Raw genomic sequence first — 14,833 nt, 5'->3', positions numbered from 1 at the left:
CCTCTCGGAAAGATCTTGTTACGGGCCATTGACGCCCGTCGTGCCGGAGTGATCTGATCGCGCCCTCGGAGGATCTTTCACATTTCGATGGACAGTTAGGGGACGTCATGTCCAGGTTCCGTCGTACCGCACTCGCGGCGGCGCTCGCCGTCGCCACCGCCACCCTGTCGACCGCCGTCGGGCTGAGCGCCCCGGCCTCGGCGGCCCCGCCCACCGCCGCGGTGGCGCTCGGCGACAGCTTCATCAGCGGCGAGGGCGCCGGGGCGTACACCCCGGTGGCCGACGCCAACGGGGTCGCCCAGGGCTTCCCGGGCTGGACCGCCGCGAACAACAACGCGTTCTTCTGCCACCGCTCGGCGAACGCCTCACTGCACCGGGCCAACCTGCCGGGCATCCAGGACCGGTTCAACCTCGCCTGCTCCGGCGGGCAGCCGCACGACATCGCGGCCGCCTCCTCGGCCCGGGCCAACGGGCGTCAGGTGGCCGCCCAGCTCGACCAGCTCCGCGCGGTCGGCCGGACCCACGACATCGACCTGGTGCTGCTCGGCCTCGGCTCGAACAACAGCTCGTTCACCTTCGGCAACGTCGCGGAGAAGTGCGCCAACCGGTTCATCGCCGACGCCTGGACCGGCTGGTGGGAGTTCTGGGCCTACCTGAACGGCCCCGTCGAGCAGAAGCCCTGCTCCGACGCCGACCTGGCCACCGCCGCCCAGTGGAGCGCCGCGACCGCGGAGACCACCTCGGCCGTACGCCAACTCCTCGCCACGCTGCGCGAGATCGACGCCGACGGCCAGCACCGGGTCGTCTTCCAGGACTACACGAACCCGCTGCCGTTCGACCTCGCCCCCGGGTTCCACGAGGAGGACAGCCGGGACGACACCCGGGACAAGTTCCGCGCGCTGGGTGCCGAGCGGTACGCGGCCGGCTGCCCGATCCATCGGGCCAGCCTGCTGCCGGGCCACCGCTTCTCGCAGGGGCTGGGCACCCTGGTGAAGTCCACCCGGGACACCCTGGCCGCCGAGTTCCCCGGCGCGGACCTGGTCTACCTCAACGTGCAGCGGGCCTTCGACGGCGCCCGGCTCTGCGAGTCGGGAACCAGCCCGGCCGGCACCCTGGCCACCCCGATCCGGTTGCAGGACAGCCCGCCCAACGGCGTCTTCGTCACCAGCCTCTCCGGCAAGGACAAGATCGCCATCCAGCGGATCGCGAACACCTGCGTGAGCTACTTCCAGACCTGCCAGGAGTCGTGGCACCCGAACGCCGCCGGCCACCAGGTGCTCGGGCAGTGCCTGACGGGCGCGGCCACCACCGGTGCGCGTTCCGTGGCCTGCGTCCGCGCCGGGGACGGTTCGATCACGGTCTCCTGACCGCGACCGCGTCCCGGAACCCCGTGCCGCCTGGCGCGGGGTTCCGCCACGTCCGGGCCCGGAACGGACCGACGCGGCAACGGTGAGTGGCACCGGTCCGACGGCCACAGCCAGCCGACGCGGTCATGGACGACCGGCGCGGCCACGGACGACCCGCGCGTCACAGGCGAGGGCGGATCAGTCGCGGGTGGCCACGCCGAGCACGTGCGGGGCGGCGGGGGCCGGGAGTCGGCTGTCGGGAAAGCGGAACGCGTCCAGCTCGGTGACGGTGAAGCCCGCCGCCCGGATCGCGGCCACCGTGTCGCGGCCCGTGTGGCAGCCGCCGCAGAGCAGCGGCCAGACGGTCGCGTCGGCCAACCGCTGCACGCGGCGCAGGCCGGGACTCTGCGCGCGTACGTGCTCGAAGAAGCGCACCTGCCCACCCGGCCGCAGCACCCGGCGGGCCTCGCGCAGCGCGGCGGCCTGGTCGGGCACCGAGCAGAGGACCAGGGAGAACACCACCGCGTCGGCGTCGCCGTCGGGCGCCGGCAGCGCCTCGGCGAGGCCGTCGACCACCTCGACGGGTACGGGAGCCGTGGCCGCCGCTTCCCGCGCCGCCGCCCGGAGCCGGGGCTCCGGCTCCACCGCCAGCACCCGCTCGACGGTGTCCGGGTAGTGCGCGAAGGTACGGCCGTTGCCGGCGCCGACCTCGACCAACCGGCCCGCGAGCCCGGCGACGAGGCGCCGCCGGTGAGCGGCCGCCCCGGCGCGGTCCATTGCCACGCTCGCCCGCTGGAACACCCGGGCGAAGACCGGGTGGGAGACCGCGTTGCCGGGCATCGTCACTCCTCAGACCGGACCGGGTACGGCCGGCCGGGCTCCGGCGGGCCCGACAGACGACGACGGCGCGTGGGGCTGCGGCGGGCCCGGCACGGTCGCGGAGGACCACGTGTCGCGCCCCGGCGGCCCTCCGGACGGCGTCGCGTCGCGCCCGGGCAACCCTCCGGACGGCGCCGGCCGGGGGCGGGGCAGGCCGAGGGCGAGCAGCGCCGGGCCGGTCGGCCCGGCGACGAGCTCGCCGAGGGTCACGTCGTCCAGCACGGCGAGGAAGGCGTCGCGGGCGCGGCGCAGTTCCCCCCGCAGCCGGCAGGCCGCGCGCAGCGAGCAGGCCGGCTCGTCGCAGGACACCACCTCGTCGTCACCCTCGAAGGCCCGGACCACGTGCCCGACGGTGGCGTTCCCGCCGTCCTCGGCGAAGGCCACCCCGCCGGAACGGCCCCGGATGGTGACCAGCACCCCGAGCCGCTGCAACCGCTGCACCACCTTGGCGACGTGGTTGCGGGGCAGGTCGAGCTGGTCGGACAGCTCGTCCACGGTCATCCGTCGCGGGTTCGCGGCGGCGAGCATGGCGATGCGCAGCGCCATGTCGGTGGACCGGTTGAGCTTCACGCCTCGACCCTAGCCAGCGCGGTCGACCGCCCACCACGGCCGGCCGAACCCCGGGTGTGATCCGGACGACCCTCGACCCGGGACCTTCGGCCCTGAAGAGGTATTTCGAATACCTGTTTTGCTGTCGGGGCCCGAGCGGTTCAGCCCAGAAGGAGACAGTCGTGCTCTCGGAGTCCTCAGCAGCAGTGGTGACGGCGACCCTGCCCGCCGTGCAGGCGCACGGCGAGGCGATCACCGGCCGGTTCTACGAGCGGATGTTCGACGCGCACCCCGAACTGCTGAACATCTTCAACCGCAGCAACCAGGCCACCGGCACCCAGAAGGCCGCCCTCGCCGCCGCCGTGGTCGCGTACGCGGAGCACCTGACCGGGGGCAGCCACGCACCATGGGGGCCGATCCTGGACCGCATCGCGCACAAGCACGCCTCGCTCGGCATCACCGCCACCCAGTACACGATCGTCGGCCGGCACCTGCTCGCCGCCGTCGGCGAGGTGCTCGGCGACGCCGTCACCGACGAGGTCGCGGCGGCCTGGGACGAAGTCTACTGGCTGCTGGCCTGCGAGCTGATCGCCCGGGAGGCCCGCCTCTACACCGTGGCCGGGCTGGCCGAGGGCGAGCCGGTCTGGCGGGACTGGCGGGTCGTCGCCCGGGCCACCGAGGCGCTGGACGTCGTGTCGTTCACCCTGGTCCCGGCCGACGGCGGCCCGGTGCCCACCTTCGTCCCGGGCCAGTACACCTCGGTCGCCGTCGACCTCGACGGCGGGCGCGGTCAGCAGATCCGCCAGTACAGCCTCTCCGGCCGCCCCGGCGCCGACCACTGGCGGATCACCGTCAAGCGCGTACGCGGCGTCGGCGACGCCCCCGACGGCGTGGTCTCCACCTTCCTGCACGGGCGCGTGGGCGTCGACGACGTCCTCCGGCTCAGCCCGGCGTTCGGCGAGGTCAGCGCGGTGGCCGGGGAGGGCCCGCTGCTGCTGGTCAGCGCGGGCATCGGCCTGACCCCGGCGATGGCCGCCCTGGAGCACCTGGCCGCCACCGAGCCGCAGCGTCCGGTGGTGCTCGTGCACGCCGACCGGGCCGGCGCGGCCCACGCGTTCCGCGGCGAACTGCCGCGCCTGCACGCCGCGCTGCCCAACCTGCGCACCGCCCTCTGGTACGAGGACCTCACCGACGGCGAACTGGCCGGGGTGACCGCCGAGGTCATCGCCGGCCGGGTCGACCCGGCGTTGATCCCGCTCTCCCCCGACGCCCACGTGCACCTCTGCGGGCCGCTGCCGTTCATGAACACCGTCCGGGGCGGTCTGCTGCGCCGGGGGGTGCCGGTGGAGCGGATCGCCTACGAGGTCTTCGGGCCGGGCATGCTCCACGACGAGCGGTCCTGACCGGCTGCGACCGGGCGGTCACGGGCGGTGGGGCGGTTCGCCCCACCGCCCGTCGGCCGCTCCACACCCGACGGACGGCCCGTCAGGACGAGCCGGGCAGGCGGCGGTTAGGAGGGAAGGTCGGGGGTAGGGACTTCTGCGGCGGGGTCCGCCAGGCGGCGCGGAGACGTCCCGGGGCTCGACCGGGTCCCCGCCGACGGGCCGGCCGATGGAGGAAGCACATGCGTATCGCGATGATCTCGGAGCACGCCAGTCCGCTCGCCGTCGGAAGGGTGGAGGAGTCCGGCGGTCAGCACACGCACGTGGCGGAGCTCGCCGCCGCGCTGGTTGGCGAGGGGCACGACGTCCGCGTCTACACCCGCCGGGACTCCGCCGTCCCGCCCGACTCCGTGGTCACCCCGGACGGCTACCGGGTGTGCCACGTGCCGGCCGGTCCGGCGCTGCGGGTGCCGAGGGACGAGCTGCTGCCGCATCTGGGCGAGTTCGGGCGCTGGCTGGCCGGTCAGTGGCGCGACGGCGACTGGGCGCCGGACGTGGCGCACGCCCACTTCTGGACGAGCGGGCTGGCCACCCTGCACGCCGGCCGGCGCACCGGGGTGCCGGTGGTGCTGACGTACCACAGCCTCGGCTCGGTGAAGCGGCGGTTGCCGGGCGCCCGGGACACCAGCCCACCGGGCCGGGTCGGCTACGAGCGGGCCCTGGGCCGGGCCGCCGACCGGATCATCGTGCAGTGCCAGGACGAGGTCGGCGAGCTGGTCCGCCTGGGCGTGCCCCGGTCCCGGATGACGCTGGTCCCCGGCGGGGTCGACCAGGAGCTGTTCCGTCCCGACGGGCCCGTCGCCCCGCGCGACCCGGCCCGCCCCCGGATCATCACCGTCGGCCGGTTGGTGGAGCGCAAGGGCATCCAGGACGTCGTCCGGGCGCTGCCGGCCGTGCCGGACGCCGAGTGCGTGGTGGTCGGCGGCCCGCCGGCGGAGTTGCTCCCCGCGGACGGCTTCGCCCGCCGGCTCCGCGCGCTCGCGGAGTCCTGCGGGGTCGCCGACCGGGTGAAGCTGGTGGGCGGGCTGCCCCGGGAGGAGCTGGCCCCGTGGTACCGCTCGGCGGACCTGCTGGTGGCCGCCCCCTGGTACGAGCCGTTCGGGCTCACCCCGCTGGAGGGCATGGCGTGCGGCGTACCGGTCGTCGGCACGAACGTCGGTGGGATCGCCGACACCGTGGTCGACGGCCTGACCGGCGACCTCGTGCCACCCCGGGACCCCCGGGCCCTCGGTACCGCGGTCCGCCGGCTGCTCGCCGACAAGGTCCGTCGCTTCGCGTACGCGACGGCGGCGCTGGACCGGATCCGCAACCGGTACTCGTGGAGGCGCTGCGCCGAGCAGCTGAGCACGGTCTACGCCACGGTCAGCACGGTCGGCCGGCCTGCTCCGGCGGTGGCGTAGCGCGGGGTGGTGGTGGGCGGCCCCCGGTCGTCGCCCGGGACGTGACGCCCACCACCCCACGGTTACCCGCCGGTAGCCTCGGGCCGTAGCCTGGGCCGGTGAACGCGACGGGGGAATACCGGCAGGAGTTCGTCGAGGTCGACGGGGCCCGCATCGGGCTACAGGTGTATCCGGATCCGGAGGGCGTCGCCGACGCCCCGCTGGTGCTGATCACGCCGGCGATGGGCGTCCGGGCGCGCTACTACCGGCCGTTCGCCGCCGCGCTGCGCGCCGCCGGCCTGGCCGTGGCGGTGGCCGACCTGCGCGGCACCGGGGAGAGCACCCCGAAGCCGAGCCGCGCCTGCCGGTACGGCTACCCGGAACTGGCCGCCGACGTGGGCTGCGCACTGGCGGCGCTCAAGACCCGGCGGGACGGGCGCAGGACGCTGCTGCTCGGGCACTCCCTCGGCGGGCAGGCGGCGCTGCTGCACCTCGCCCTGCACGGCGAGCACGACGTCGACGGGCTGGCGCTGGTCGCCGTCGGCGTACCGTGGTGGCGCAGCTACCCGGGCCTGCGCGGGTACGGCGTCCTGCCGTACACCCAGGGGATCGCGGCGAGCGCCCGGCTGCTCGGCGTCTGGCCGGGCTGGGGCTTCGGCGGCCGGCAGGCGCGCGGGGTCATCCGGGACTGGGCGTACACCGCGCGGACCGGGCGCTTCCCGCACCTCGACGGGGTGGACGCCGAGGCGGCCGTGCGGGCGCTGCGGACCCCTGTCCTCGCGGTCAGCGTCGACGACGACCAGTACACCCCGCACGAGACCGTCGACCACCTGTGCGCGAAGCTGACCGTGGCGCCCGTCGCGCGCGAGCGCTACACGCCGGCGCAGGCCGGCGCCCGGATGGACCACTTCACCTGGGTACGCGCGAGCGCCCCGCTGGCGGCCCGGGTGGCCCGCTTCGCCGCCGACCTGCCGCCCCGCTGACCCGGGCGGGGCGCGTCCCGGGCGGCGCGACCACCGCCCGGGACCCAGACGGTCACTCGTCGGTGTCGACGGGCACCATCTCGCCGTCGCGCTCCACGCGGGTCTCGCCGCGCTCGGCGGGCGGCGGCACCTGCGCCGTGGTCCTGCGCGGATCGTTGTCCGGGTGCATCAGCACCGCGTCGGTCGACGCGGTCTTCTCCCGGCTCTCCTCGGGCTGCGACATCCGCTTCCCCTCTCGCTCGGGTCGTCCGACGAACTACCCGCGCCGGCCCCGACGACTCCTCCCGGCCCGTCCCCGGCGACGACGCCCCGGGCCCGGTATCTGTGCGGCCGCGGCGTATCGGCAGGTCACGGGCGGGATTAGCCGGCCGGGCGGCGGGTATGCCGCACCGCCCGACACGGTGGAAGGGGATCAGATGTCCGAACGGCACACCGCACTGCGCTCGATGCACGACCTGGGCCTGGCGGCCTGGTTCGGGGGCTCCCTGATGGGAGCGTTCGGCGTCAACGGCGCGGCGGCACAGATGAACGACTCGACCCAGCGGTTGCCGATGGCCTCGGCCGGCTGGGCCCGGTGGACCCCGGTGAACGCCGCGGCGATCGGCGCCCACCTGGCGGGGGCCGTCGGGGAGCTGGTGACGGAGAGCCCCCGGGTGGCCGCCCAGTCGGGGGTGGCCCGGGCCAGCACGCTGAAGACGGCGTTGACGGTCGGCGCGCTGGCGGTGACCGGCTACAGCCGACTGCTCGGCATGAAGCTGGAGAAGGCCGGCGGGCCGGCGGTCGAGGGGGTCACCGAGCCGAACTCGCACACGCCGTCGAACGTGGCGTCGTGCCAGCGGCAGATGCGGATGCTCCAGTGGGCGGTCCCGGCGATGACCGGGGCGCTCATCGTGATGACCGCGTACATGGGCGAGCAGCAGAAGCCCGGCGAGGTGTTCCGGGGGATGTTCGGGCGCATGGGCGGCATGCGGAACGCCCCGAAGGGGATGGGCGCGCTCATGGCGATGGGCGGGGCCAGGCAGAAGCGGATGGCGAAGTCCGGCCGCTGCTGACCGACGTGCCGTCGGACGGCGTCCCGCCGACTCCTCGGCGGCGGGGCGCCGCTGCGCGCGTCCCCACCCGCCGGTACCGCGGCCCCGGGGCGCCGGCGAGGCATGACCGCCCCGGTGACGGGCATTCGGGGCCGGTACCGGCGGACCGAGCAGCGAGGTGGCCATGACGGCAGGAGAGGGGCACGGCGGGGGCCGACGCGCACCGGAGGCGACCACGCCCTGGGTGACCAGGGACGGCATGGACGTGGAGGCGCCGTGGGGTGTCGGTGAGCACGACCCCATGAACGAGGGCAGCGAGGAGACCGCCGCGCCGGAGGGGCGGCGCGGGGAGCGACGGGCCGACGAGCCGGCGGGACCGTCCGGTCCCGCCGGGCGGCACGGCTTCGGCCCGGTCGAACCGACACCCACGCGGCCGGCGGGCCCCGGCGCGCCGCCCGACCCGGCGCCGGCCCGACGGTCCTTCCCCGACGCCGCGGACGTCGAGGAGCGGACGGAGGACGCGCTGCGGACCAGGGGCCGACGTTCCTGACGGGCGCGCCCCGGCACGGGGTCGCACGAGGCGTGGCTGCCCGACCTGGGCGCTGAGCCGCGCGGACGGGACCGCCCCCGCCGGAAGCCCCGGCGGTCAGGCGCGCCCCGCCGCCCGCAGCAGCCGGAGCTGACCGATCTCGGCCGCGTTCTTCATCAGCTCGGCGTTGACCCAGCCGAGCATGTGCGCCACCGTGTGGCCCGGGTCGTCCTGCCACGGGAACGGCGCGGTGCCGTCGAGGTCGGCGTCGGTGAGCCGGTCGAGATGCCCCAGCCACTCGGCGCGCAGACCCCGCAGCCAGGCGACCGTCGGCTCGCCCGCGCCCGGCCATCGCACGTCGGTGCGCTGCCGTGCCGGCCGTCCCCCGAGATGGTCCATGGTCACCGTCCACCACCAGCCGATGTGCCAGGACAGCCAGCCGATCGTCGGGACCGGCACGGGGTCGGGTTCGGTGTCGGCCCAGTCGGGTGTCCAGCCGCCGGCGGGGTCGCGACGCACCGTCCAGCAGAGCGCGGCCGGTTCCCAGAGGAAGTCCGCCGCGTCGAGGCGCTCGAGGTGGTACTCGAACAGCGACCACGTCAGGTCGAACTGCCAGCGCAGCAGCGCACGGGAGGTTGTCGCCATCCGGCGATCATGCCGGAGGGCACCGGCCCGGTCCACGGAATTGGACCCCGCGCCCCGGGGTCAGCCGCCGGCGGTGTCCTCCTCAACGATCTCGGCCGGGTCCGCCGCCACCGGGTGACCCGTGTCGTCCACCAGAGCGGGCGCCATGCTGCCGCCGTGCGCCTCCTGGGCCTCCCGGGTCTCGCGCGCCGCCGCGTCCCCCGGTACGCCGGGCGCCGCCTCCCCGGGATGCTCCTGCCGCTGCTCACCCATCACCGCGTCCCCTTCCGTCGCTCACGCCCCCGCCGGTACCCGGGCGGCCGGCGGGGAAACCTGGCCGCCGCGCCGACGATCCCGGGTGGGGCCGGCGCGTGCTCAGGACGGCGAACCGGCTCCCGCCCGGTCGCGTCCCACCGGGCGGACCCCGAGCAGCTCCGCGAGTCGGGCGGCGTCACGCTGGGCCTGGTCGCCGCAGCAGTTGTTGAACAGCGCGTGCAGCTCCCCCGCCTGCCCGGCCAGCTCGGCCAGGAGTTCCGACCAGCGGCGCAACTCCTCGTCGCCGTACGCGTAGCGGAACTTCTCCTGCTTGTCCCCCGTCTCCCAGGCGGTGCTGTGGCCGTGGAACCGGACGACCGCCAGCTCCGCCGTGGCGAACAGGATGGGCGGCACCGACGAGGCGTGCCCCTGCGGCATGTCGACGCAGACGAACGACAGCCCGCGCTCCCGCAGGAACCCGAGCGTGTCCGGCGCGGCGGTGCCGTCGAACCAGGACGCGTGGCGCAGCTCGACGGCGACCCGCCACGGCTGGCACCGCTCCGCCAGCTCGGCGATGCGCCGCTCGGCGGCGGCCCCACGGGCCAGCCACGGCGGAAACTGGAGCAGGACCGCGCCGAGCCGGTCGGCCGCCGCGATCGGGTCCAGCGCCGCCCGGAACCGGTCCCACAGCTCGTCGTACGCGGCCGCGGGGAGGTCCCGGCGGCGGATCCGGCTCGGGCCGCCGGCCGGGCGCAGGTCGCGGGGCAGCGCCGCCACCGGTGTCGGGTGACCGGTGAAGAGGCTGAACGCCTTGACGTCGAAGGTGAAGCCCTCGGGCGTGGCGTCCACCCAGCCTCGCGTCGTCTCCGGGACGGGCACCGCGTAGTAGGAGGTGTCCACCTCGACCAGCGGGAAGCGCCCGGCGTAGAAGTCGAGCCGACCGGCCGGGGTGTTGGCCGTGCGGGGATACCAGCCCGAGCGCAGCAGCATCTGGTCCGCCCAGGACGACGTGCCCACCTTGATCACACCCATGTGATTCAGTGCACCGCGTACCGGACGAATCGGCAACCGCTGGCGGAAACCCGGCGTCCGGGCTCCTGCGCGAGGCGATCGACGGCGTGCCAGGACACGGGCTGACCCGGTCGGTCCCGGCCCGCCCCGGCCCGGCGCTTGTCGCACGTCACACCCCGACCCGTGTGACGGCCCGACGGCCCGTGGCGCTGAGGGACACGAGATGAACGCACACCGGATGGACCAGGAAACCGTCGAGCGGCTGCTCGCCGGCCCTGTCCTCGACCCGCAGGACGGCCCGCATCCACTCACGTCGCTGTTGACGGCGGTCCGCGCCACGCCACACGCCGACGAACTGGCCGGCGAGGAGGCGGCCGTACGGGCCTACCGGCTGGCCCGGGCCGGCAACCCGCTCGGCCGGCCGGAGCCGCGCCGCCGTCCCGCCCTCGCGGGGTTCGGCGTACGCGCCGCGCTGGCCGGTGCCGCCCTCGCCCTCACGGGCGGGGTGGCCCTCGCCGCCGCCGGGGGCGCGCTGCCCCACCCGCTGCGGGGTCCGGCACCCACCACCGCCGCTCCCGGGCCCGCCCCCACCACGGGTGCCGCCCCCACGACGGCCCACCGTCCGCCGTCCGCCCCGACGGGCGGGGTGGACGGTCGGCCGGAGCCGGACGCGGCGGTACGGGAGTCGTGCCGGGCGTACCGGGCGAACGCCGGCGACGGCGGTCCCCCGGACGAGGCCGCCTTCGGCGACCTGATCCGCGCCGCCGGTGGCCACGGGGAGGTGGCCGGCTACTGCGAGCGGGTGCTGGCCGACGAGCCGAAGAGCCCCGCCCCGCACGGCAGCCCGTCCGGCGGGCCGACGGTCACGCCGACCGGCCGCCCCGGAGTCGACCCGACGGGCCGCCCCGGAGTCGACCCGACGGGCCATCCGGGAGCGGAGCCGACCGGCCGACCGGGAGCCGACCCGACCGGGCGGCCCGGTACCGACCCGACCGGCCGGCCCGGAGCGGACCCGACCGGCCGGCCCGCAGCCGACCCGAGCCGGCGGACCGGGTCGCCGCCCACGGCGTCGCCGTCGGCCACGGCCGCGCGACCGGCCGGGCCCGGCCCCGCCCACCTCCCGCCGGAGCAGGGGCGCCACACCGCCGCGCCGAGCGCCGGCGAGGCGGGCTGACCGGACCGCCGGACCGCCGGGTTGAGCGGCGGCGAGGCGGGCTGACCGGGCCGCCGACGGGTGGGGCTCGTCCCTGCCGGCACGCGCTCCCCCGGCGGCTGGCCCGCGTGGCGTCGGCTGGTGACCTCGGCTCCGGGCGGCTGGTAGCTTGCCCCGATGAGTCTGCGGCGTCGACGCGTGGCGGTGGTCTTCCGCCTGGCGATCGTGATCAGCGTGCTGGCCGGGATCGTGCTCACCGCGCTCGGTTCCGCCACCCTCACCGGCCTGCTGCCCTACTTCACGATCCAGAGCAACCTCGCCGTCGGGCTCTTCGCCGGATACGCCGCCTGGCTGGCCCGGCAGGACCGGCCCGAGCCGCCCTCGGCGCTCAAGGGCGCGGTCACGCTCTACATCACCATCACCGGCGTGGTCTACCACCTGGTGCTGGCCAACCCGGCCAGCCCGTTCGCGATGCCGCAGGCCGACCGTACCCTCGGCGAGGCGCTGGGCAACCAGTTCCTGCACACCGTCGTGCCCCTGCTGGCCGTGGCGGACTGGGCGCTGTTCGACCGCCGGGGCCGGCTCCGCCCGCGCTACGCGGCCTGGTGGCTGGCGTTCCCCCTCGGATACCTCGGCTTCGCGCTGCTGCGCGGGCTGGTGGTGGACCGGTACCCGTACCCGTTCATCGACGCGGGCGAGTTGGGCTACGCGGGGGTGGCCGTCAGCGCGGTCTTCTTCGCCGCCGCGTTCTGGCTGCTGGGCCTGCTCTTCGTCGCCGTCGACCGGGGCCTGGGCCGCCGTGCCGTGGCGTCGGCCGCCCCCTCGACCAGCCCGGACGCCTCCGCGACAACCCCCGACGCCCCCTCGACGGCCCCGGACGCCGCCCGGCCCGACGCGACGGCCTTCCCCTGACATCCACTCCTGCGGCGGCTCACCGCCACGGGGCGGACCGGAGCGTCGCGGCGGGCCGTTTGGGCTCCCGCGGAACGGGCAGCCGGCAGGCGGACCGAAAGCGGGAGAACAGGAGGCGTCATGCGCGCGCTGCGATTGCCCAACTGGAAGTCGGAGCCCGAACTGGTCGAGGTCGACGAGCCGACCCCGGGCCCGGGTCAGGTGGTCGTGAAGATCGGCGGTGCCGGCGCCTGCCACTCCGACCTGCACCTGATGGACGACTTCGAGGCCGGCACCGTGCCCTGGAACCCGCCGTTCACCCTCGGCCACGAGAACGCCGGCTGGGTGCACGCGCTCGGCGACGGGGTGGGCGGGCTGACGGTGGGCCAGCCGGTGGCCGTCTACGGGCCGTGGGGCTGCGGCACCTGCGCCCGCTGCCGGGTGGGCGTCGACCCGTACTGCGAGAACACCGCCGAGGCGCCGGTGCCCGGCGGGGGCGGCGGCCTCGGCCTGGACGGCGGCATGGCCGAGTACATGCTGGTGCCGCAGGCCCGGCAGGTGGTGCCGTTGCCCGACGGGCTCGACCCGGTGCTGGCGGCGCCGCTGACCGACGCGGGGCTCACCCCCTACCACGCGATCCGCCGTTCCTGGGCGAAACTCGGCCCGACCAGCACCGCCGTGGTGATCGGCGTGGGCGGGCTCGGGCACGTCGGCGTGCAGATCCTCAAGGCCACCACCGCGGCCCGGGTGATCGCGGTGGACACCCGCGAGGAGGCGCTGAAGCTCGGCGCGGAGTGCGGGGCCGACCTGACGATGCTCTCCGGCGCGGACACCGCCCAGGAGATCCGCCAGGCCACCGGCGGCCGGGGCGCCGACGTGGTCCTGGACTTCGTCGGCGCCGACCCGACCCTCGCGCTCGGCGCCGCCGCCGCCCGCACCGTCGGCGACCTCACCATCGTCGGCATCGGCGGCGGCACCCTGCCGGTCGGCTTCTTCTCGGTGCCGTACGAGGTGAGCATCCAGACCACGTACTGGGGCAGCCGGCCGGAACTCATCGAGGTGCTCGAACTGGGCGCCCGGGGCCTGGTGAAGCCGAAGGCCAGCACCTTCTCGCTGGACGACGCGGTCGTCGCGTACCGGAAGATGCGCGACGGCACGCTGGAGGGCCGGGCGGTCATCGTGCCGTGACCACCGCGACCCTAGGATGATCATGTGGTCGCGGCGCTGGAGCTCTACCTGGACACCGACGCCACCCGACGGATCCGGGTGCTCTGGGACGCGCTGGAGTCCGAGGGTGTGCAGAGCATGCGGTCGCTGCTGGAGCAGCGTCACCGGCCACACGTCTCACTCGCCGTCGCGACCCGCTTCGATCCGGAGCGGGTCGCGGCGGCGTTGCGCGGGACGGTGGTGGCCGCGCCGCTGCGGCTGAGCTTCGCGCACGCCGGGCAGTTCGTCGGCCGGGTGCTGTGGCTGGGCCCGACCCCCACCGCCGAACTGCTCGCGCACCACGCGCGGGTGCACGACCGGTTGGCCGAGGCGGGGATCGGGCTGGTCGAGCACTACCGGCCGGGGCGTTGGGTGCCGCACTGCACGCTGTCGATGCGGGTGCCGAACGCCCTGATGGCCGCCGCCGTGCGCCGCTGCCTGGAGATGCTGCCGCTGGAGGCGACCGTCGTCGGCGCGGCCCTCACCGACCACGCCCGGGGCATCTCCCAGCCGTTGCCGTAGCCGGACCTCGGACGGGTCGCCGGCACGCCGAGCCGCTTGTCCGTGTCACGCCGGGGGTGGATCCTGTAGGGAATCGACAGAAACGAATCTATGGAGGTTCGATGCGTCGTCTCCCGCCCGCCCTGCTCCTGCTCGCCGCGCTGCTGCTCGGCCTGCCGACGCCCGCCCACGCCGCCCCCGGCCACGGCGGGGCCGCCCCCGGACACGACGCCGGCCGCGCCGCGGCCGCGCTCGCGCAGGTCCGTACCGCCGGCACCGCCTGGGGGCTCGACCCCGCCACCGGCCGGATGACCCTGACCGTCGACGACACCGTCTCCGCCCGGGACGTCGCCGCGCTGCGGGCGACCGCCGCCCGGGCCGGTGCGGTGCTCCGGCACGAGCCGGGCGAGCTGCGCGTCCTCATCGCCGGCGGGCAGGCGATCTACAGTGGCGGCCGGTGCTCCCTCGGCGCCAACGTCCGCAGCGGCAGCACCTACTACTTCGTCACCGCCGGCCACTGCACCGCCGTCGGCACGACCTGGTACGCCAACAGCGCGCAGACCACCGTCCTCGGCAGCCGGGCGGGCAGCAGCTTCCCCGGCAACGACTACGGGCTGGTCCGCTACACGAGCCTGGTCGCCCACCCCAGCGCCGTCTACACGTACCCCGGCCTGCTCACCATCAACGGTGCCGGCAACGCCTACATCGGCCAGGCGGTCTGTCGCAGCGGCTCCACGACGGGGGTGCGCTGCGGCACGGTCACCGCGCTCAACGCGACCGTCAACTACGCCGAGGGCAGCGTCTCCGGCCTGATCCGCACCAACATCTGCGCCGAGCCGGGTGACAGCGGCGGGCCCCTCTACGCCGCCGGCACCGGCACGATCCTCGGCATCCTCTCCGGTGGCAGCGGCAACTGCACCAGCGGTGGCACCACCTACTACCAGCCGATCATGGAGATCCTGGCCGCGTACGGCGTGACCGTCCCCTGACCCGCCGAGGCCCGGCCCGGCCCGCGCGACGGGCCGGGCGGGCGCGGCGGGTCAGCCCTTGCGAC

17 protein-coding genes are annotated in these 14,833 nt (G+C 75.7%); 11 read left to right on the top strand and 6 right to left on the bottom strand.

Translation table 11 applies throughout. From position 1 onward, the window contains the following. Nucleotides 1-107 precede the first annotated feature (107 nt). Nucleotides 108-1,367 (top strand): SGNH/GDSL hydrolase family protein, encoded by a 1,260-nt coding sequence (locus tag EV374_RS15055; RefSeq protein WP_132235737.1) that lies wholly within the window; start codon nt 108-110, stop codon nt 1,365-1,367. 177 nt (nt 1,368-1,544) lie between these two features. Here EV374_RS15055 and EV374_RS15050 read toward each other — a convergent pair whose 3' ends face one another. Continuing rightward, nucleotides 1,545-2,186, bottom strand: coding sequence for a methyltransferase domain-containing protein (locus EV374_RS15050; RefSeq protein ID WP_132235735.1), 642 nt, complete (start codon nt 2,184-2,186; stop codon nt 1,545-1,547). Between the two features lie 9 nt (nt 2,187-2,195). Further along, nucleotides 2,196-2,795, bottom strand: a complete 600-nt coding sequence (locus EV374_RS15045) for an Rrf2 family transcriptional regulator (protein ID WP_132235733.1) — start codon at nt 2,793-2,795, stop codon at nt 2,196-2,198. Nucleotides 2,796-2,908: 113 nt separating this feature from the next. Here EV374_RS15045 and EV374_RS15040 point away from each other — a divergent pair, with 113 nt between their 5' ends. The 3 genes from EV374_RS15040 to EV374_RS15030 all read left to right on the top strand — a co-directional run bounded on the left by EV374_RS15040 (nt 2,909) and on the right by EV374_RS15030 (nt 6,578). Beyond that, complete coding sequence (locus tag EV374_RS15040) at nt 2,909-4,177, top strand: globin domain-containing protein (RefSeq protein WP_486485786.1); 1,269 nt, start codon at nt 2,909-2,911, stop codon at nt 4,175-4,177. Nucleotides 4,178-4,398: 221 nt separating this feature from the next. Continuing rightward, a complete protein-coding gene (locus EV374_RS15035; RefSeq protein ID WP_132235729.1) occupies nt 4,399-5,616 on the top strand; it encodes a glycosyltransferase in 1,218 nt (405 codons plus the stop codon). 98 nt (nt 5,617-5,714) lie between these two features. After that, nucleotides 5,715-6,578 carry an alpha/beta fold hydrolase gene (locus EV374_RS15030; RefSeq protein ID WP_132235727.1) on the top strand — a complete coding sequence of 288 codons (864 nt, stop codon included), beginning with the start codon at nt 5,715-5,717 and terminating at the stop codon, nt 6,576-6,578. A 52-nt stretch (nt 6,579-6,630) separates the two neighbouring features. Here EV374_RS15030 and EV374_RS32570 read toward each other — a convergent pair whose 3' ends face one another. After that, nucleotides 6,631-6,801, bottom strand: coding sequence for a hypothetical protein (locus EV374_RS32570; RefSeq protein WP_165947796.1), 171 nt, complete (start codon nt 6,799-6,801; stop codon nt 6,631-6,633). 193 nt (nt 6,802-6,994) lie between these two features. Here EV374_RS32570 and EV374_RS15025 point away from each other — a divergent pair, with 193 nt between their 5' ends. Both EV374_RS15025 and EV374_RS15020 read left to right on the top strand, forming a co-directional pair. Further along, entirely contained in the window at nt 6,995-7,630 is a 636-nt protein-coding gene (locus tag EV374_RS15025; RefSeq protein WP_132235725.1) for a hypothetical protein, read from the top strand. A 163-nt stretch (nt 7,631-7,793) separates the two neighbouring features. Further along, the gene (locus EV374_RS15020) at nt 7,794-8,159 is read left to right on the top strand and encodes a hypothetical protein (RefSeq protein ID WP_132235723.1); all 366 of its coding nucleotides are present in this window, start codon (nt 7,794-7,796) and stop codon (nt 8,157-8,159) included. A gap of 96 nt (nt 8,160-8,255) precedes the next feature. Here EV374_RS15020 and EV374_RS15015 read toward each other — a convergent pair whose 3' ends face one another. From EV374_RS15015 to EV374_RS15005, 3 genes are all read right to left on the bottom strand, one after another. Further along, nucleotides 8,256-8,783, bottom strand: coding sequence for a DinB family protein (locus EV374_RS15015; protein WP_132235721.1), 528 nt, complete (start codon nt 8,781-8,783; stop codon nt 8,256-8,258). Between the two features lie 60 nt (nt 8,784-8,843). Next, nucleotides 8,844-9,035: a hypothetical protein gene (locus tag EV374_RS15010; protein ID WP_486485768.1), complete on the bottom strand. Its 192-nt coding sequence runs from the start codon at nt 9,033-9,035 to the stop codon at nt 8,844-8,846. A gap of 102 nt (nt 9,036-9,137) precedes the next feature. Next, nucleotides 9,138-10,049 (bottom strand): DUF72 domain-containing protein, encoded by a 912-nt coding sequence (locus EV374_RS15005; protein WP_132235719.1) that lies wholly within the window; start codon nt 10,047-10,049, stop codon nt 9,138-9,140. 202 nt (nt 10,050-10,251) lie between these two features. Between EV374_RS15005 and EV374_RS15000 the strand changes: the two genes are divergently transcribed. The 5 genes from EV374_RS15000 to EV374_RS14980 all read left to right on the top strand — a co-directional run bounded on the left by EV374_RS15000 (nt 10,252) and on the right by EV374_RS14980 (nt 14,768). Then, complete coding sequence (locus tag EV374_RS15000) at nt 10,252-11,202, top strand: hypothetical protein (RefSeq protein WP_207914201.1); 951 nt, start codon at nt 10,252-10,254, stop codon at nt 11,200-11,202. 156 nt (nt 11,203-11,358) lie between these two features. Then, nucleotides 11,359-12,093: a Pr6Pr family membrane protein gene (locus EV374_RS14995; RefSeq protein WP_165947795.1), complete on the top strand. Its 735-nt coding sequence runs from the start codon at nt 11,359-11,361 to the stop codon at nt 12,091-12,093. Nucleotides 12,094-12,213: 120 nt separating this feature from the next. Next, on the top strand, nt 12,214-13,260 hold the full coding sequence (locus tag EV374_RS14990; RefSeq protein ID WP_132235717.1) for an NAD(P)-dependent alcohol dehydrogenase: 1,047 nt from the start codon (nt 12,214-12,216) through the stop codon (nt 13,258-13,260). A 24-nt stretch (nt 13,261-13,284) separates the two neighbouring features. Then, complete coding sequence (locus EV374_RS14985; RefSeq protein WP_132235715.1) at nt 13,285-13,800, top strand: 2'-5' RNA ligase family protein; 516 nt, start codon at nt 13,285-13,287, stop codon at nt 13,798-13,800. 101 nt (nt 13,801-13,901) lie between these two features. Beyond that, a complete protein-coding gene (locus EV374_RS14980) occupies nt 13,902-14,768 on the top strand; it encodes a trypsin-like serine protease (RefSeq protein WP_132235713.1) in 867 nt (288 codons plus the stop codon). The last annotated feature ends 65 nt before the right edge of the window (nt 14,769-14,833 follow it).

Source organism: Micromonospora sp. CNZ303 (assembly GCF_004345505.1).
The sequence above is the reverse complement of the archived record's forward strand: the minus strand, read 5'-3'. Positions and strand labels throughout refer to the sequence as shown.